Source organism: Pseudaquabacterium rugosum, from assembly GCF_038066575.1.
GTDB classification, from domain to species: Bacteria; Pseudomonadota; Gammaproteobacteria; order Burkholderiales; family Burkholderiaceae_C; genus Pseudaquabacterium; species Pseudaquabacterium rugosum.
On the sequence record NZ_JBBUTF010000022.1, the window covers coordinates 42095 to 59955 of the forward strand.

The window sequence follows — 17861 nt, forward strand, 5'->3', positions numbered from 1 at the left end:
ATGATAATCATTCTCGTTTGAGAATGAAAGCCTCGCCCTCAGCAGGGCCGTTGCGCCCGCCGGGCACGGGCCACCCGGGAGACCGGCGCACGGCCCAGCTCGGCACTGATCCAGTGCGCCGTGTCCACCAGCCGGTCCAGATCGATGCCGGTGTCCACGCCCAGCCCCTGGAACAGCCAGACCAGATCCTCCGTCGCGACATTGCCGGTGGCCCCGGGCGCATACGGACAGCCCCCGAGCCCGGCCACCGAGGCGTCGAAGCAGCGCACCCCCGCCTGCCAGGCCGCATGCACATTGGCCACGCCCATGCCCCAGGTGTCGTGGAAATGGCCGGCCAGGCGCGCCACCGGCACCCGCCGCGCCACGGCGTCCAGCATGGCCTGCACCTGGGCCGGCGTACCCACGCCGATGGTGTCGCCCAGCGAGACCTCCTCGCAGCCCAGGTCATCCAGCCGCCAGGCCACCTCGGCGACCTGATGCGGATCGACCGCGCCCTCCAGCGGACAGCCCAACACGCAGGAGACGTAGCCCCGCACGGCGACGCCGGCCTCACGCGCCCGGGCCATCAGCGGCGCGAAGCGGGCGATGGACTCGGCGATCGAGCAGTTGATGTTGCGCCGCGAGAACGACTCCGAGGCGGCGGCGAACACCGCCACCTCCCGCGCACCGGCGGCCAGCGCGGCCTCGAAGCCCTGCAGATTGGGCGTCAGCACCGGATAGCGCACGCCGGGCCGGCGCACCAGCGCCTGCATCAGGGCGGCATGGTCGGCCATCTGCGGCACCCATTTCGGCGAGACGAAGGCGGTGGCCTCGATCTCGCGCAGGCCGGCGTCGGCCAGGCGGTCGATCAGCGCCAGCTTGGTGGCGGTGGTCACCGGTTGCGCCTCGTTCTGCAGGCCGTCGCGCGGCCCCATCTCGACCAGGCGCACCGCCTCGCGCACCACCTCGCGCATCACCGACATCGTCGTCTTCCTTCCGCATCGACGGCCACCGGACCCGACGGCGCGCCGTCGCGCCGCCCTCGGCGTCCCGGGGCCGCGGCGCACTGTGCCACAGCCGGCCACGGCGCGCGCGCAGGGCCGGCCTGGCGGCAAGCCCCGGCTTGCGCCGCGCCACGCAGACGCCACAATCGGCGCGTCCGGCCCTGTACGGCTGCCCTGCGCTGCACTGCGGCGGGGACGCGCCGTCGCCACACAGGCATCCACGATCGAGATGCCACGGCAGATCACGGGCCGCTCAGGAGGACGCAGGGGTGACGACGCAGCAGTACGGCCAGTCCTGGCAGGAACGGGACGCACGACGGCGTCGCCAGATCGACGAGCAGACCGCCCGGCGCCTGCTCGGCAGCGTGGGCACCCTCACGCTGGGTGGCGCGCTGCTGACCTGTGTCCTGACCTACGACATCCCCCGCGCCCACTACCTGGCCATGGTGATCAGCCAGGGCCTGGTCGGTCTGGCCTGTCTGGCCGCGATGACACGGGTCACCCGGCTGGCGCTGCGGCCCGTGGTGCTGGCCACCACCTGGGCGGCCTGGGCCTTGCTGGTCGAACTGACCTGGTTCAGCCAGCTCGGCTCCTGGGGGCTGGCGCTGAACTTCGTGCCGCTGCTGGTGTGTGCACAGGCCTTGCTGGTCGGCCCCCGGCCGGCGATCGCGATGGCGGTGACCAGCACCGCGCACATGGGCCTGCTGGTGTGGGCCGAACAGGCCGGCTGGCTGCGCGGCGCGGCCGCCATCGGCCCGGGCCTGGCGGTGCTGGCGCCGGTCAACCACCTGCTGCTGCTGCTGGCGGGCCTGGCCGCCGGGGCCCTGGTGCTGCGCTGGTCCAACCTGTCCTACGACGGCACGCTGCAGCGGGAATCGCGCTTCCGCGCGCTGCTGTCGATGGCCGCCGCCCAGTACTGGGAAACCGACCGCACGCTGCGCATCGTGCGCTGCGAGAGCGCGCAGGCCAGCGATCCGGCCTGGTCATCGCGGCTGCGCTGCGGCACCGATCTGGCCGAGCTGGTCAGCCTGCACGCGGTCGACGCACAGGTCCGCGACGCCACCCTGCTGGACCTGGCCGCCGGCCGGCCGGTGACCAAGGTGCTGATCCATCTGCCCGACGCCCAGGGCGGCGTGCACCTGCGACTCAGCGGCCAGGCCCGGCTGGACCCGCATGGCCGCACCGACGGCTACTGGGGCGTGGTGCACGACGCGACGGCCGAGGTGCGCCAGCAGCAGGAGGCCCGCGCGACCTCGGCCATGCTGGGCACCACCTTCGACGCCTCGCCCGACGGCCTGATGGTCACCGAGTTCGACGGCGGCCGCATCCTGATGTGCAACCAGCCGATGCTCGACATGCTGGGTCTGGCCCGCCACGAGGCGCTGGGACGCAGCACCGCCGAGCTCGGCATCTGGCAGAACCCCCACGAGCGGGACCGCCTGATGGAGGCGCTGCGCAACCACGGCCGTGTCGACGGGCTGCGGGCCCAGGCACGCAACCGGCTGGGCCCGCCCCACACGCTGCGGCTGTCGTCGCGGCTCTACGAGCTCAACGGCCAGATCCACACGGTGACCAGCGCGCGCGACGTCACCCACACCGATCGCCTGCAGTTCGAGATGCGCACCCTCCTCGAACGCGCGCCGGTGGGCATCGCCGTGACCCGCCAGGGACGCCTGGTGACCGCCAACCACAGCTTCGAACGCATGATGGGCTGGTCGGCCCAGACGCGACAGGGCCGGCCGCTGACCGCCCTCGACGAGGGCGCCACCCGGCCGTCCGGGCTGCCCGCGCTGATGCAGTCCTGGCCGTGGCCGGACGCCGAGCTGCCGCACGAGGCCCGCATCGGCCGCACCGACGGCAGCAGCTTCTGGTGCCGCATGCACGCCGCCCACACCGCCCCGCAGGACAGCGCCGACGATGCGGTCATGTGGATCGCCGAGGACGTCAGCGAACCGCGCCGCCAGGCCGAGGAGCTGGCCCGGGCGCGCGACACCGCCGAGGCCGCGGTGCGCGCCAAGGCCCGCCTGCTGGCCACCACCACGCACGAGATCCGCACCCCGCTGAACGCCGTCGTCGCGCTGCTCAGGCTGGCGCGCCAGCCGGGGCTCGGTGATCCCCAGCGGCTGGCCTTCCTGCAGCAGATCGACGGCAGCGCGCGCACGCTGGTGCAGGTGGTCGACGACATCCTGGACTGGTCGAAGATCGAGGCGGGCAAGCTCTGCGTGCAGCCCCAGCCCTTCGCCCTGCAACCGCTGCTCGAACGGCTGCTGCAGAACCACCGGGGGCTGGCCCAGGTCAAGGGGCTGACGCTGGGCTGCGACTGCCCGCCGGACCTGCCGGTCTGGGTGCTGGGCGACGACCGGCGGCTGGCCCAGGTGCTGGGCAACTACGTGTCCAACGCGCTGAAGTTCACCGACACCGGCTCGGTCGAGCTGGAGGTGCGCCGCGGCGCGGGCCCGGACACCCTGGAGTTCAGCGTGCGCGACAGCGGCATCGGCATGAACGCGGCCCAGCTCGGGCGGCTGTTCCAGCCCTTCAGCCAGGCCGACGACGCGACCGCCCGGCTCTACGGCGGCACCGGACTGGGGCTGTCGATCTGCCGCGAACTGTCGCAGCTGATGGGCGGTGAGGTGGGCTGCGAGAGCCGACCCGGCCAGGGCAGCCGCTTCTGGCTGCGCCTGCCGCTGCCGGCCGCGGCCTGCCCGGAGGCCACGCCACGGCCCGCGGCCACGCTGCCCGCCGAGACCGTGCCCCCGATGCCCGAGCGTGCGCTGGTCGGCATGCGCGTGCTGCTGGCCGAGGACAACCCGGTCAACCAGACGGTGATGCAGCTCCTGCTCGACGAATGGGACGTGGCCCACGTGCTGGCGCCCACCGGCACCGATGCGGTGGCCATGACGCTCGCGGCCCAGGCCGGCCCGCTGCCCTTCGACGCCGTGCTGATGGACAACCAGATGCCCGGCTGCAGCGGCCTGGAAGCCACACGGCAGCTGGTGCAGACGCTGGGGCCGCGCTGCCCGCCGATCATCGGCCTGTCGGCGGCCGTCGGCGACGACGAGCGGCGGGCCGGCCTGCAGGCGGGCATGGTCGAGTACCTGGACAAGCCCATCGATCCGGACCGCCTGCTGGCCGTGCTGCGCCGCTGCAGGACCGGCCTGCGCGAGGCGGCCTGAGCGCTGCCCCGCCGCAGGCCGAGGGCCTGCTAACCTGCCACATCACGATTCTGCGGAGACACGAGCGCTCATGGCCAACCCGTTCAAGGACGCGCTGCGGCGCGGGGAATCCACCATCGGCCTGTGGCTGTCCCTCGGCGACCCCTATGCGGCCGAGTTGTGCGCGGCCACCGGCTTCCAGTGGGTGCTGGTCGATGGCGAGCACGGCCCGCACGACCTGCGCAGCATGCTGACCACGCTGCAGGCCTTGGCCCCCTACCCCGCCCATCCGGTGGTGCGCGTGGTGCAGGGCGAGACGGCGCTGCTCAAGCAGGTGCTCGACATCGGCGCGCAGACGGTGCTGGTGCCGATGGTCGACACCGCGGCCCAGGCCGCCGAGCTGGTGCGGGCGGTGCGCTACGCGCCGCAGGGCGTGCGTGGCGTGGGCGCGGCGGTGGCCCGCGCCGCGCGCTGGTCGACCCGTGCCGACTACATCGAACAGGCAAATGACGAGACCTGCCTGCTGGTGCAGGCCGAATCGGTGACCGCCCTGTCCAACCTGGAGGCCATCTGCGCGGTCGAGGGTGTGGACGGCGTGTTCATCGGCCCGGCCGATCTGGCGGCCTCGATGGGCCATCGCGGCCATGCCGGTCATCCTGAGGTGCAGGCCGCCATCGAACAGGCCATCACCCGCATCCGCGCCGCCGGCAAGGCGCCCGGCATCCTGACCGGCGACACCACCCAGGCCCGGCGTTACCTGGCGCTGGGTGCGCAGTTCGTCGCCGTCGGCATCGACGTGCTGCTGCTGGTCGATGCCGCCCGCCGGCTGGCCGGCGAGTTCGGCGTCGGCCACGGGCCGGCGGCCGAGCGCCAGGGCGGCAGCTACTGACGCCCGCGGCGGGCTTCCCGCCGCGGCCGCTCACGCGCGGCGCAAGGCACCGCCGGGCAGCGGCACCGCACGCCGCAGCACGCCCTCGGCCAGCCACAGCGCGCCACGCCGCGCGCGCTCGCAGACCTGGGCCAGCGGCAGCTGCTGGTAGTCGTCGTTGAAGACCTCGAAGCTGTAGTCGCCGCGGTAGCCCATCGCATCGAGCCGGCGCACCAGATCGGCCACCGCCGCACCGTGCACGCCCTCACCGGGGAAGACGCGGAAATGGCGGGCGGTCTCCAGCCGCTCCTGCGGCGTGGGCGTGCGCTCCCACAGGAAGTCCGACAGCTGGACCAGGAAGATCATCCGCGGGTCGACCTCGTCGAGCCGGGCCAGCGCCGTGTCCGTGGCCAGGATGTGATAGGAATCGATGCCCAGGCCGAGATTGGGCATGTCGGCGCGCGCCACCAGATCCCAGGCCTCGTGCACCTCGTCGATGTGGCGGCCCCAGGACAGGGCCTCGTAGGCGACACGGATGCCGTGCGGCAGCGCCAGCATCGCCAGCTTGCGCAGATCGCGCGCCTGGGCGGCCGGATCCTGGGTGGCCTGGGGCAGCGTCGAGCTGCAGGCCAGCAGCAGACGGGCACCGACGGCACGCGCCATCAGGATCATCTGCTGCGCGATCTCGACCTTGTAGCTGTGCAGCGCGCCCGACAGGCCCTCGAAATCGCGCAGCACCTGGAAGCCGGTCACGCGCAGGCCCGAGGCCCGCACCGCGGCGATGGCCGCGGCAATGCCCTGCGGATGGCCGACGATGTCGCGCGCGGCCAGCATCACCTGGTTGAACCCGGCGGCCTGCACGGCGGCCAGCCTGGCCTCCAGCGGGCCGGCCAGCGTGATCGTGTCCATGCCGAAGTCGGCGAAATGGGCCGAGCGCGGCAACCGGCCGGCGGCGATGCCGGCCAGATCGCCGGAGGCGACGGCCGGCGGGCCCGACGGGGTGATCAGTTCACGCACCAACGGGTGCTGCAGGCTGCGGCTCATCGAAGGGCTCCGGCACGGGTGGACGTCAGACGCGGGCGCACGGCCCTCAGCGCGGATCGCGCACGAACTCGAAGCTCGGGCCGTCGTCGCTGGGCAGGGTCAGCGCACCGCGGTCGTCGCTGTGCACGCCCTGGGCGGCCTCGACGAACAGCACGCCGCGGGCCTTGAGCTCGGCCACCGCGGCCATCACGTCGGCGGTGCCGAAGGCCACGCGCTGCAGCAGCTCGTCCGGATCGGCATCGAGCGCATCGGCCACCGGCTCGACCAGCTGCCAGTACAGCGTGCCGCAGGGGCTGGCCAGGATGCGGCCCGAAGGCAGCACGCCGAAGCGCTGGGCATCGGGCAGCTCGGCGAAGCCGAACAGCTCGCGGTAGAACGCGCACCAGTCCTCCATGCGCTCCCAACCGATGTACTGCACGATGCCGAACCAGTGCAGACCGGCGATGGCCGGCGGGCGCGGATCGACGCCGGGAATCGGGATGAAGTCGACGTCGTAGATCGAGAACTCGCCGACGCGGTCGACGAAGTAGATCTGGCTGGCCCCCACGCCGTGGATGGCGGGGATGTTGAGCTCCATCACCTCGACCGTGCGGTGCACCGGCCAGGCGCCGAGCGCGCTGAGCTGGCGCACGGCCCGGGCCGCGTCACGCACGCGCAAGGCCACGGCGGCCAGCTCGCCATGCGGTGACAGGGGGGGCTCGTCGGTGCCGCGGTGGGCATTGACGATGATGTTCATGTCGCCCTGGCGGTACAGCAGCACCTCGCGCGAGCGGTGCCGCGCCACCGGGCGGAAGCCCAGACGCTCCAGGCTGTGGCCGAGGGCCTGCGGCCGGGCGGTGCGGTACTCGACGAATTCGAGGCCCAGCAGGCCCAGCGGATTGGGCATCTCGCCCAGAGCCTCGCGCCAGGGCGTGGCACTTGCGGCGGGAATCGCGGACGAAGGCATCGCTGCTCACCTCATGTGGACGGGCAGGCGACACCCCATGCGACGCGACCCGACAGCCCCGATTACATCAGATCAGACCGGCCGCGCGCTGCGCCAGCAGCTGATGGAAGTGACGCTCGACGCGATCGGCGTCGGCACCCAGGCCGGTGAACAGCTCGAAGGCGCCGAGGGCCTGGCCGACGGCCATGCCGCCGCCATCGCTGATCGGGCAGCCCAGCGCACGCGCGGTGCGCAGCAGCTCGGTCTCGAGCGGGAAATACACCACCTCCGACACCCACAGCCCCGGGTGCAGCAGACCGGCATCCAGCGGCAGGCCCGGCAGCTTGGCCATGCCGGTGGGCGTGGCATGGATCAGGCCGCAGGCGCCCTGCAGCGCCTCGGCCGCCGTGGCGGCCAGCGCGGCCCGATCGGCGCCGAAGCGCGCGTTCAGCGCCTCGACCAGCGCCTGACCCCGCACGGCATCGGGCTCGACGATGCGCAGGCGATGCGCGCCCAGGCCCAGCACCGCATGGGCGATGGCCGCACCCGCACCCCCACCGCCCAGCAGCGCGACGCAGGACAGATCGGCCGTGGGCAGCGCACGGCGGAAGCCGCGGGCCCAGCCCGAACCATCGGTGTTGTGGCCGGTCAGGCGACCATCGGCACCGATCACCACGGTGTTGACCGCGCCCATGGCCTGCGCCTCGTCCGACAGCGCGTCCAGCAGCGGGATGACCGCCTGCTTGCACGGGTAGGTGATGTTCAGACCGGCGAAGCCCATGGCTCGCGCGGCCTTCAGCAGCCAGGGCAGATCAGCGGCGGTCGAGCCGCTGCGGTCCAGGTCGATCAGCTGGTAGTGGGTGCGCAGGCCGTGCTGGCGCGCCTCCTCCATCTGCATGGCAGGGGTCAGCGACTGCTGGATGCCCGAGCCGATCAGGCCGAGCAGCATCTGGCGGGCAGGCGTGGGCATGACCGCGCCCAGCGCCGGGTCTTGGACCGTGGCGTTCATGGTTCGATAAGGGAATGGGGCGACCGCTTGTCTGACGGTCGCGGGTGAGGGGCGACGGTGCCGGCGGGCCGGCCGGGGTCTGTGCCCCGGTCCGCGCGGCCCGGCTCAGGACCGCCGCAGGAGACTCACTTGCGCAGCTTGGCCAGCTCGGCCTGGACCTCGGCCAGCGTGGCGGGGATGGCCGCGCCGTGCTTGTCGATCACCGGCTTGAGCTTGTCGCGCAGCTTGGCCTGCTCGGCGGCGCTGAACTGGGTGACCTGCATGCCGGCCTTCTGCAGTTCCTGCACGTCGTCGGCCGACTTGTCGCGGTTGACCTTGCGCTGGTAGAGCGAGGCCTCCTTGGCCGCGTCGGCCAGCACCTTGCGCTCGCCTTCGCTCAGCGTGTCCCAGATCTTCTTGCTGAAGATGATGGACTGCGGGTTGTACTGGTGGTTGGTCACCGCCAGATGCTTCTGCACCTCGAAGAACTTGTTGGCCAGGATGACCGACGGCGGGTTTTCCTGGCCGTCGATGGCCTTCTGCTCCAGACCGGCGTAGACCTCGGGGAAGGCCATCGGCGTCGGGTTGGCACCCAGCGCCTTGACCCAGTCGACGTTGATCGCGTTCGGGATCACGCGCAGCTTCAGGCCGGCGATGTCCTCGACCGTGTTGATCGCCTTCTTGCTGTTGGTGATGTTGCGGAAGCCCAGCTCGACATAGGCCAGACCGACGATGCCCTTCTCGGCCAGCTTCGCGTGCAGCTTCTGGCCGACCGGGCCGTCGACGATGGCGTCGGCCTCCTTGGCGTTGGCGAACAGGAAGGGCAGATCGAAGACCTCGAAGTCCTTGACCTGCGAGGCCAGGATGCCGGAGTTCAGCTGCACGAACTCGATCGTGCCGCCCTGCAGGGCCGACACGTTCTGCGCATCACCGCCCAGCGTGCCGCCGGCGAACACCTTGACGGCCATCTTGCCGCCGGACTTGGCCGCGACCAGTTCCGCGAACTTCTGCGCGCCCATCTCCAGCGGGTGACCCTTGGGGTTCTGCAGCGCGAACTTGAAGGTGCGTTCCTGCGCAGCGGCACCGCCGGCAGCGCAGACCAGACCGACGGCGGCCAGCGCGGCGGCCAGGGTACGGCGGTTGAAACGGATCATCGTGGGTCTCCTGGGACGGGAAGGAAGGCCGCTGCAACGGCGGCCTGGGTGGGAAATCGGATCGGATCAGCGCGTGGCGAACCACTGCGCCGGCACGGTGACGATCTGCGGGAAGATCACCATCAGGAACATGACGATGAACTGCGCGGTCATGAAGGGCAGCACGCCGCGCGTGACCTGGTCCATCTTCATCTTGCCGACGCCGGCCACCACGTTGAGCACGGTGCCCACCGGCGGCGTGATCAGGCCGATCGCGTTGTTGATGATGAACAGCACGCCGAAGTAGATCGGATCGATGCCGGCCGCCTTGACCACCGGCATCAGGACGGGCGTCATGATCAGGATGGTCGGCGTCATGTCCATCGCCGTGCCCACCGCCATCACCAGCAGCATGATGGCGATCAGCAGCAGGGTCTGGTTGCCCATGAAGGGCTCCAGCAGCGCGATCATCTTGCTCGGAATGTCGGCCACCGTGATCAGCCAGGCGCTGACCATGGCCGCGGCCACCAGGAACATGATCACGGCCGTGGTCTTGGCGGCCGACACCAGCACCTCACGCACCTGGTGCAGGCGCATCTCGCGGTAGACCAGGGTCGAGACCAGCAGCGCGTAGACGGCGGCCACCACCGCGGCCTCGGTCGGCGTGAAAACGCCCATCTTCAGGCCCACGACGACGATCAGCGGCAGGCCGAGTGCCCAGCCGGCGTCGCGCAGCGCCTTCAGGCGGTCCGTCAGGCTGGCCTTGGGCGGCGGCACGATGCGCTCGCGCTTGGCCACCCACCACCAGGCGACGGCGATCGACAGCCCCATCAGCAGGCCCGGCACGATGCCGGCCAGGAACAGCTTGCTGATCGACAGGTTGGCCGCGACACCGAAGATCACGAAGCCGATCGACGGCGGGATCACCGGCGCGATGATGCCGGCCGAGGCGATCAGGCCGGCCGACTTGGCCGGGTCGTGGCCGGCGCGCTTCATCATCGGCAGCAGCAGCGAGGCGAGCGCGGCCGTGTCGGCCACCGCCGAGCCCGACAGCGCGGCCAGCATGCAGGCCGCGACGATGGCGACGAAGCCGAGGCCGCCCCGCACATGGCCGACCAGCGTCAGCGCCAGGTTGACGATGCGCCGGCTCAGGCCGCCGACGTTCATGATCTCGCCGGCCAGCATGAAGAAGGGCACGGCCAGCAGCGGGAAGCTGTCGGCGCCGTTGATCACGTTCTGCGCCAGGATCTGCGCATCGAACATGTCCAGATGCCACATCAGCGCGACGCCCGACAGCAGCAGCGCGTAGGCGATGGGCACGCCGATGAACATGGCGGCCAGCAGCGCGCCCAGGAAGATGAAGACGGTCATGGGAGGTACCGGGAAATGCGGGACGCGGGGCGTGGCGTGGTGCTCAGTGCTTGCGGAAGGTCTCGCTGCGGTCCAGGTGCAGCTCGTCGACCTGGGCCAGGTCCTCGCTCTCGCGCATCTGGCCGATCTCGGCATCGCTGATGCGGCCGGTGACCGTCAGCAGCAGCTCACGCACCAGCAGCAGCAGCGCGATGGCCGCGAACAGCACGCCCGCGCCGTAGACCCAGGCCATCGACGCACCCGTCACCGGCGCCTCGACGTCGAGGTTGATCTGCATCTGCGCCCAGGCACCCTTGAGCATCACGGCCGTCACGCCGACCATCATCAGCAGCGACAACGTGACCAGCGCGCGACGGCCACCGGGCTTCAGGCGCGACAGCAGCATGTCGGTGCCCAGGTGGGCGCGCTCGTAGATGCCGACGGCCGCGCCGAGGAAGGTCATCCAGACGAAGAACCAGCGCGAGAGCTCCTCCGAGATCGTGATGCCGCCGTCGAAGGCATAGCGCATCACGACGTTGCCGAAGACCAGCACGACCATCGCCAGCATCAGCAGGGCCATCAGGTTCTCGGTCAGCCGGCACCAGGCCCGCAGCAGTCGGTCGATCATGGGGTCTCCAGGGAGTCAGGTGTGCCGCGGACGGCGTGGGCACATGCGCCGCACACGACATCGTCGACGCGGCCCGAATAATGTACGAACTGGTTCGTTTTGGTCTTGGTAAAAACCCGGAGCGGGTTTGCGGATGCGCGGGACCGCGCGCATCCGGCACACGGCGCGCCCGTCAGGGCCGCACGTAGCGCACCACCATCTCGACGATGGACTCGCGGCGCGCGGCGATCGCCGCCGGGGTCGTCATCTCGCGCTCGAAGATCAGCGCGAAGGTGTGGCGGTTGGAGACGTTGAAGAAGCTCAGCGCCGAGATCGACATGTGCAGGTCGACCGGATCGATGTCGGCACGGAACACGCCGCCGGCCACGCCGCGGCGGTAGACCTCCTCGACCGCGCGGATGGCCGGCACGTTCAGCCGCCGGATCACCTGCGAGCGCTGCAGGAACTCGCCCTGGTGCATGTTCTCGTTCATCACCAGACGGATGAAATCGGGGTTGGCGAGCTGGTAATCGACGGTGAAGCCCACCAGCGTGCGCAGGGCGACCTCGGGCGCCAGGTTCTCCAGGTGCAGCTCGGCCTCGATGCGGCGGATGCGGGCGTAGGCCTCCTCGAGCACGCGGATGTACAGCCCTTCCTTGCTCTCGAAGTGGTAGTAGATCATCCGCTTGCTGGTGCGCGTCAGCGCGGCGATCTCGTCGATGCGCGCACCGGCCAGGCCCTTGGCGGCGAACTCGGCGGTGGCCACCGTCAGGATGTCGGCGATGGTGGCGTCGGCGTCGTGCACGCGCGGGCCGGCGGGCTCGTCACCGGCCGGCAGGGCGGCGGCCTGCTTCGGCGGCCGGCCACGGCGGCGCGGCGGCGGCACGACGGCTGATCCGGCGCCCTGGACGGGCTCGGCGGCCGGGCCGGCCACCGCGTCCGCCGAAGAATGTACTGAACGGTTCATGTCGTCGACAGCATACGCGGATTCGAGGTCCCGGACGGGCAGGGTCATCGCGCAGGTGCCACCGAATGGGCCGCCGCATGGGCCGGCCGCGCGGCGGCCTGCACGGACTCCACCAGCCGCACCAGCGCCCAGACCGCCCTGTGCGAGGGCGTGGGCACGCCGAGCGCCCGGCCGCGCGCCACCAGATGGCCGTTGAGGTGATCGATCTCGCTGGGCCGGCCGCGGGCCAGGTCCTGCGCGGTCGACGAGCGCTGCTGCGGCATGGTCTGCGCGATGCGGGCCACGGCCGCGCGCAGCTCGTCGGCATCGAGCGCGACGCCCTCGGCCCGGGCGACGGCCAGGCCCTCGTCGAGCAGGGCGTCCAGCAGCTCGCGCACGGGTGCCAGCGCGGCCATCTGCGCATAGTCGGCCTGGGCCAGGGCCGACACCGCATTGCAGCAGCCGTTGACCAGCAGCTTGCGCCACAGCGCGGGCCGTGCATCGGCCACCGTCTGCACCGTGTAGCCGGCCGCCGTGAGGGCGGCGCCAAGGTCGGCCAGCGCGACCGGCACGGGAGGCGGGGCGCCCGGGCGGGCGGGCTCGGCCTTGTTCTCGGCTTCGTTCTCGGCTTCGTGCCCGGCCGGGTTCTCGGCCATCGGCGTGGCCGGCGCCAGCACCAGCGTGCCCCCGCCGTGGTGCTCCACCACGCCGGGCCGGGGTGAGGCCGCGGCCAGATAGGCCAGACCGACGAGCAGCGGCGCGTCCGGCAGGGCCTCGGCCAGGACGCGCGCGTTGTCGACCCCGTTCTGCAGGCTCAGCACCGGCACGCCCGGCGGCAGCCAGGGCGCCAGGGCGCGGGCCGTCGTGGCCGTGTCGCCGGATTTCACGCAGACGAGCACGGCGCGCGCCGCGGCCCAGGGCAAGGCATCGATCCGGTCAAAAACCGACACCGTGATCGCCTGCGCTCGGCCCGCCTCGACCAGGCACAGGCCGGAGGCCTCGATGGCCCGTGCCTGGACCGGCCGCGCCAGCAGCGCGACCGCGACGCCCGCACGGGCGAGCCGCACCGCCACATGGCCGCCGAGCGCACCGGCCCCGATCACGATCAGCGGGCGACACGGTGCGGACGGGGTGATCCCGGTTGGCGGGCCGAGCGGATCGGTCAGGGCCGCAGGGCGACCGGCATCGGCGCGGGACGGAGCAGGCGTGGCGTCGGGCAAGGCGTCGGGCAAGGCGTCGGGCAAGGCGTCGGGCAAGGCGTCGGGCAAGGCGTCGGGCGTGGCGTCGGGCATGGCGTCGGGCATGGCGTGATTGTGGCGGGCGCGGGCGGACCCACCGGCCGGCCGGTGCGCGGCGGGCGCCGCCGTCGCCCATCCGCCCGTCGCCGATCCGGGGCGACCGGACGCCGCCGCACCCCTCACCACATCCGGACATCCACGTCCAGCGACGGATGCCCATCGCACCCCCTCCATTCACGGGAACATCGTCACAAGATGTCATCATGGCCACCAAGGCACCCGGGGCCGCCCGGGTGCCGGACCGGTCGTCCGTCTGCCGCGCGACGACCATGCCCTGACCGACGATGGCCGCCGCCGATGTCCACGACGCCTACCGTCCCCGCGCTGCCGTGTCCGCCGCGCGCGAACGACCTGCCCGCCCTGTCGCTGACGGCCAGTGCTGCCGTTGGGGTCTCGATGCTGGCGCTGCTGGCCCTGCGCCAACCCGGCCTGGCCGGTCCGCCGCTGGTCGCGCTGACCGCCCTGCTCGCGCTGCTGCACCTGCTGGCCAGCTGGACCTTGGCCCCGCACCGGCCCCAGGTGCTGGCCTGGATGGCCGGCGGCCCGCTGGCGATCGCGCTGGCCTGCTGGTGGCTGCCGATCGGCGATCGGCGCGCCCTGCCCTGGCTGGCGCTGACGGTGCCCGCCTGTCTGGCGCTGGCGCTGTGGCGCTGCCGCCAGTGCCGCCGCCGGAACGATGCCGCGGCGGGCGCCTTGGCCGACGAGCTGCACACCGAGCTCGACCGCGCCTGGACCTGGGTCGCCGACGCCCAGGGCCGGCTGCTGCGCGGGCCGTCCTGGCTGGCCACCGACGGCACGACGCTGGTGGCGCAGTTGCAGCCGCTGCACGGGGCGGCGCTGCCGCCGGCGGGCGACGACACCCCACGGCCCCGCCTGCCCTCGGCGTCGGCGTCGGATCCAGCGGCTCCGGACGCCCCCGCGATCGGCGTCGAGCCCGCCCAGCGCCAGGCGCTGCACAGCCTGGCACTGGGCCTGCGGCGCGGCCTGCCGATCCGCGATCTGCTGACCCCGCTGCGGGTCTCCGGCCGCGACGGCCTGTGGTCCTTGAGCGCCCAGCCGCTGCGCGATGCCGACGGCCGGCTGCGGGGCTGGCGCGGGCTGTGCGTGGACGTCACCGAATCCCATGCCCGTGACCAGGCCCTGCTGCGCCTGGCCACCCGCGACCCGCTGACCGGGCTGGCCAACCGCCACGGCTTCAGCGGCGCGCTCGCCCACCACTTCGCCTCGGCCGACGGCCGCTGCACGACGCCGTGCACGCTGATGATGCTGGACCTCGACGACTTCAAGGAAGTCAACGATTCGCTCGGCCACGCGGCGGGCGACCAGCTGCTGATCGAGGTCGCGCAGCGGCTGCGCGCCGCGCTGCCCGAGGGCGCGCTGCTGGCCCGTCTGGGCGGTGACGAGTTCGCGCTGGTGCTGACCCCGCCACCCGCGCCGCCAGCGCTGCAGGCGATGGCCGACGGCCTGCTGCAGGCGCTGGCGCAGCCCTGCCCGCTGCAGGACCAGGTGCTGGAGGTGCATGCCAGCATCGGCGTGGCCCACGCGCCGCAGGATGCCGACACCGCCGCGCAGCTGCTGCACCATGCCGATCTGGCGCTCTATGACGCCAAGGCCGCCGGGCGCTGCACCTGGCGCAGCTTCCACCCACGCCTCGACGCCGTCGCCCGCGACCGCCTCGCCCTGCTGGCGCAGCTGCGCGAGGCCCTGCGCCGCGACGCGCTGCAGCTGCACTACCAGCCTCAGATCGAGCTGGCCAGCGGCCGGCTCGTCGGCTTCGAGGCGCTGGCCCGCTGGCGCCACCCGCAGCGCGGCTGGGTGCCGCCGGCCGAGTTCATCGCGCTGGCCGAAAGCGCGCGCCTGATCGAGCCGCTGGGCGCCTGGGTGCTGCGCCAGGCCTGTGCCGATGCCGCACGCTGGCCGGCCGGCCTGCGGGTGGCCGTCAACCTCTCGGGCCTGCAGATCGAACGCGCGCCGGTGGTGCAGCAGGTCCGCGACGCGCTGCAGGCCAGTGGCCTGGCCCCGGAACGGCTGGAGCTGGAGCTGACCGAAGGCTCGTTGCTGCGCGACACCGACCACGCAGTCCGTCTGCTGTGCATGCTGCGCGCCCAGGGCGTGCGGGTGGCGCTCGATGACTTCGGCACCGGCTTCTCGTCGCTGGCCTATCTGCGCTGCTTTCCGCTGGATGCGCTCAAGCTCGACCGCAGCTTCGTCGCCGCGCTCGGCCAGCCCGGTGAGCACAGCGCGCAGGCCATCGTCTGTGCGGTGCAGTCGCTGGCCTGCGCGCTGGACCTGGCCCTGGTGGCCGAGGGCATCGAGACCGACGACCAGCGCACGCTGCTGCGCGACATCGGCTGCACGCTGGGCCAGGGCTGGCTGTTCGCCGCGGCGCTGCCGGCGGTCGAGGCGGGCCACTTGATCGAACGCCATGCGCGGGCGGCCCTGCTGGGGCCGGCCCCGCTGCCGCTGTCGGCACGGCCGCTGGCCCCGCCAGCGGTCGCCGCCACCATGCCCTGATCAGGGCAGCGGCGTGGCCGCGGGCACGGGGACGGGCAGCTCCGAGGGGGCGGGCCGGCCCTCCATGCCGAAGGCGGGCTCGCGCGCCGCGGCGCTGCCCATCGCCCCCCGGCGCAGGCAGTGGCGGCCGGCCTGCTTGCCGGCGTACATCGCGGCATCGGCCCGGCGCAGCAACTCACCGGCCTCGTGGCCATCGTGCGGGGCCAGCGCATAGCCGATGGTCAGACCGACGCAGCAGTCCTGGCCGCCCGCCACGCTGAACGGCCGCTCGAAGGCGGCCAGCAACTTGCGGCCCAGCACGCAGGCCTCGGGATCACCGCCGATGCCACCGGCGACGATGACGAACTCATCCCCGCCGATGCGCGCGACGACGTCGCTCAGCCGCACCTGCTCGCGCAGGCGCTGCGCGACCAGGCACAGCAGCTCGTCGCCGGTCTCGTGGCCCCAGCGGTCGTTGACCGGCTTGAAGCCGTCGAGATCGATCAGGTAGAGCGCCAGCGCACGGCCGGGCGTGGCCAGGGCCAGCGCTGGCGCCATCGCCGCCTGCAGACCGCGCCGGTTGGGCAGGCCGGTCAGCGGATCGGTGTGGGCCAGCGATTCCATCGTGCGACGGCCCAGCTCGGCCTGCTCGGCCTGGTGGCGCACCGCATCCACGTGCAGGCCCAGCACGCGCAGCCAGGCCACCATCTCGATCAGCCAGCCGACCTGGCACAGGTGCTGGGTCAGCTCGTTGGCCGGCAGCAGGCCCCGCACCAGCCCGGCCAGGCCCAGCACGCCCACCATGTAGGCGCCCCAGCCGGCCAGCATGTACCAGCCCATGACCTGACCGCGCCGGCCGGTGCGCCAGGCCGCGGGCACGGCCAGCAGCATCAGCGCCGGGCCGAGCACGCTGGCCGCCAGCTGGACCAGCCGGTAGGGCAGCAGGCCGGCCAGGGCCATGAGGCTGAAGGCCAGCGCGATCAGGCCCACCAGCTGCATCGGCCGCAGCAGCCGCGGATCGTGGCGCCGCACCTCCAGCGCCTGGGAGACGAAGCCGGAGGCCGAGGCCACCGCCAGCAGCACCAGCGCCGGCGACGCGAGCAGGGTCAGCGGCCCGGGCTGCGGCCACAGGTACTGGCCGGCCAGCCCGAAATGGTTGAACGAGAACAGGCCCGAGCTGATCACCGAGACCGCATACAGCAGGAACAGCGTGCTGCGCAGCGCCAGCGCCTGCACCAGGCTGTAGACGACCAGCGCCAGGGCGATGCCGGCCAGCAGGCCCTCGACCAGCTGCACCTGCAGTTCGAGGTGGAGCAGGTGGTCGGGCCGCATCAGGGTGATCGGCAGCACCATCGCGGTGTCGGTGCGCACGCGCAGCCACAGCTGCTCGTCGTGGCCGGTGCGCAGGTCCAGCGGCATCGCCGGGGTGCGGCCGCCCAACGGGCGCCGTGCATGGGGCACCTGGGCCCCCAGCAGCTGCCAGTCCAGCAACTGGCCATCCCGCAGGTGGAAGACCTCGACCTCCTGCAGCGCCGGATAGTCGATGTGCAGCACCCAGTCCGGATCGTTGCTGTCGACCACCAGCGGCAGATGCAGCCAGACGGTGTCGGGCCGCGGCCCCAGGTTGCGCAGCGGGCCTGTCGGCTCCTGCAGCAGCGCGGCGCGCGCGCGGACCTCGTTCAGGTTCCAGCGGTGGGCCGGATCGGACAGCATGCGCACCGCCGGCCACGCGTCCACCGACTGCTGACCCGGCCGCAGGCGCAGCGGCGGGTCGTCGAGCCCGGTGTCCTCGATCCGGACGGTGACGGGCGGGAGGGCCGCGGTGGTGGCGCGGGTGGTGGTGGCGCCGGATGTTCCGGCTGCCACACCGGCTGCCACACCGGCCGCATCCGCCGCACCGGCCGCACCAGCCAGCTGCAGGGCCAGGGCCCACAGCAGCAGCAGCGCCGGCCACGGCAGGCGCCGCGCGCCTGCGGCCCCGGCCGGCCGCGCACCCCGCGGCGACACGGCCGCACCGGCGCGGCAACGCGCGGGGCGGGGCGACGGGCAGGGCGCGGTGTCTGGCATGGCGGCG

13 protein-coding genes are annotated in these 17861 nt (G+C 72.7%); 3 read left to right on the forward strand and 10 right to left on the reverse strand.

All coding sequences use genetic code 11. The features are described from left to right. Window positions 1-38: 38 nt before the first annotated feature. Window positions 39-953: a hydroxymethylglutaryl-CoA lyase gene (locus AACH11_RS20370; protein WP_423228781.1), complete on the reverse strand. Its 915-nt coding sequence runs from the start codon at window positions 951-953 to the stop codon at window positions 39-41. Between the two features lie 299 nt (window positions 954-1252). Between AACH11_RS20370 and AACH11_RS20375 the strand changes: the two genes are divergently transcribed. Beyond that, window positions 1253-4156, forward strand: coding sequence for a hybrid sensor histidine kinase/response regulator (locus tag AACH11_RS20375; protein WP_341376110.1), 2904 nt, complete (start codon window positions 1253-1255; stop codon window positions 4154-4156). Window positions 4157-4226: 70 nt separating this feature from the next. Next, on the forward strand, window positions 4227-5024 hold the full coding sequence (gene hpaI / locus AACH11_RS20380; protein ID WP_341376111.1) for a 4-hydroxy-2-oxoheptanedioate aldolase: 798 nt from the start codon (window positions 4227-4229) through the stop codon (window positions 5022-5024). Between the two features lie 30 nt (window positions 5025-5054). On the opposite strand, the gene AACH11_RS20385 is transcribed toward hpaI, so the two are convergent. The 8 genes from AACH11_RS20385 to AACH11_RS20420 form a co-directional block, all read right to left on the reverse strand. Continuing rightward, the gene (locus AACH11_RS20385) at window positions 5055-5912 is read right to left on the reverse strand and encodes a sugar phosphate isomerase/epimerase family protein (protein WP_341376136.1); all 858 of its coding nucleotides are present in this window, start codon (window positions 5910-5912) and stop codon (window positions 5055-5057) included. Between the two features lie 181 nt (window positions 5913-6093). Beyond that, a complete protein-coding gene (locus AACH11_RS20390; RefSeq protein WP_341376112.1) occupies window positions 6094-6993 on the reverse strand; it encodes a VOC family protein in 900 nt (299 codons plus the stop codon). 67 nt (window positions 6994-7060) lie between these two features. Continuing rightward, the gene (locus tag AACH11_RS20395; RefSeq protein WP_341376137.1) at window positions 7061-7942 is read right to left on the reverse strand and encodes a shikimate dehydrogenase; all 882 of its coding nucleotides are present in this window, start codon (window positions 7940-7942) and stop codon (window positions 7061-7063) included. A 164-nt stretch (window positions 7943-8106) separates the two neighbouring features. Continuing rightward, window positions 8107-9114: a TRAP transporter substrate-binding protein gene (locus tag AACH11_RS20400; RefSeq protein ID WP_341376113.1), complete on the reverse strand. Its 1008-nt coding sequence runs from the start codon at window positions 9112-9114 to the stop codon at window positions 8107-8109. Window positions 9115-9180: 66 nt separating this feature from the next. Beyond that, the gene (locus AACH11_RS20405; protein WP_341376114.1) at window positions 9181-10464 is read right to left on the reverse strand and encodes a TRAP transporter large permease subunit; all 1284 of its coding nucleotides are present in this window, start codon (window positions 10462-10464) and stop codon (window positions 9181-9183) included. Between the two features lie 43 nt (window positions 10465-10507). Then, window positions 10508-11071 (reverse strand): TRAP transporter small permease, encoded by a 564-nt coding sequence (locus AACH11_RS20410; protein ID WP_341376115.1) that lies wholly within the window; start codon window positions 11069-11071, stop codon window positions 10508-10510. Window positions 11072-11243: 172 nt separating this feature from the next. Beyond that, window positions 11244-12017: a TetR family transcriptional regulator gene (locus AACH11_RS20415; RefSeq protein WP_341376116.1), complete on the reverse strand. Its 774-nt coding sequence runs from the start codon at window positions 12015-12017 to the stop codon at window positions 11244-11246. Window positions 12018-12061: 44 nt separating this feature from the next. Next, complete coding sequence (locus AACH11_RS20420) at window positions 12062-13300, reverse strand: ketopantoate reductase family protein (protein ID WP_341376117.1); 1239 nt, start codon at window positions 13298-13300, stop codon at window positions 12062-12064. Between the two features lie 291 nt (window positions 13301-13591). Between AACH11_RS20420 and AACH11_RS20425 the strand changes: the two genes are divergently transcribed. Then, on the forward strand, window positions 13592-15808 hold the full coding sequence (locus tag AACH11_RS20425) for a putative bifunctional diguanylate cyclase/phosphodiesterase (protein WP_341376118.1): 2217 nt from the start codon (window positions 13592-13594) through the stop codon (window positions 15806-15808). Here AACH11_RS20425 and AACH11_RS20430 read toward each other — a convergent pair whose 3' ends face one another. Continuing rightward, entirely contained in the window at window positions 15809-17854 is a 2046-nt protein-coding gene (locus tag AACH11_RS20430) for a diguanylate cyclase domain-containing protein (RefSeq protein WP_341376119.1), read from the reverse strand. Between the last annotated feature and the right edge of the window lie 7 nt (window positions 17855-17861).

What these genes read in the sequence shown, in the direction of transcription:
- AACH11_RS20405 (WP_341376114.1), bottom strand. Translation starts at nt 10,464, where the DNA reads ATGACCGTCTTCATCTTCCTGGGCGCGCTGCTGGCCGCCATGTTCATC.
- AACH11_RS20395 (WP_341376137.1), bottom strand. Translation starts at nt 7,942, where the DNA reads ATGCCCACGCCTGCCCGCCAGATGCTGCTCGGCCTGATCGGCTCGGGC.
- AACH11_RS20420 (WP_341376117.1), bottom strand. Translation starts at nt 13,300, where the DNA reads ATGCCCGACGCCATGCCCGACGCCACGCCCGACGCCTTGCCCGACGCC.
- AACH11_RS20425 (WP_341376118.1), top strand. Translation starts at nt 13,592, where the DNA reads ATGTCCACGACGCCTACCGTCCCCGCGCTGCCGTGTCCGCCGCGCGCG.
- AACH11_RS20370 (WP_423228781.1), bottom strand. Translation starts at nt 953, where the DNA reads ATGCGCGAGGTGGTGCGCGAGGCGGTGCGCCTGGTCGAGATGGGGCCG.
- AACH11_RS20415 (WP_341376116.1), bottom strand. Translation starts at nt 12,017, where the DNA reads ATGAACCGTTCAGTACATTCTTCGGCGGACGCGGTGGCCGGCCCGGCC.
- AACH11_RS20385 (WP_341376136.1), bottom strand. Translation starts at nt 5,912, where the DNA reads ATGGACACGATCACGCTGGCCGGCCCGCTGGAGGCCAGGCTGGCCGCC.
- AACH11_RS20410 (WP_341376115.1), bottom strand. Translation starts at nt 11,071, where the DNA reads ATGATCGACCGACTGCTGCGGGCCTGGTGCCGGCTGACCGAGAACCTG.
- AACH11_RS20400 (WP_341376113.1), bottom strand. Translation starts at nt 9,114, where the DNA reads ATGATCCGTTTCAACCGCCGTACCCTGGCCGCCGCGCTGGCCGCCGTC.
- hpaI (WP_341376111.1), top strand. Translation starts at nt 4,227, where the DNA reads ATGGCCAACCCGTTCAAGGACGCGCTGCGGCGCGGGGAATCCACCATC.
- AACH11_RS20390 (WP_341376112.1), bottom strand. Translation starts at nt 6,993, where the DNA reads ATGCCTTCGTCCGCGATTCCCGCCGCAAGTGCCACGCCCTGGCGCGAG.
- AACH11_RS20430 (WP_341376119.1), bottom strand. Translation starts at nt 17,854, where the DNA reads ATGCCAGACACCGCGCCCTGCCCGTCGCCCCGCCCCGCGCGTTGCCGC.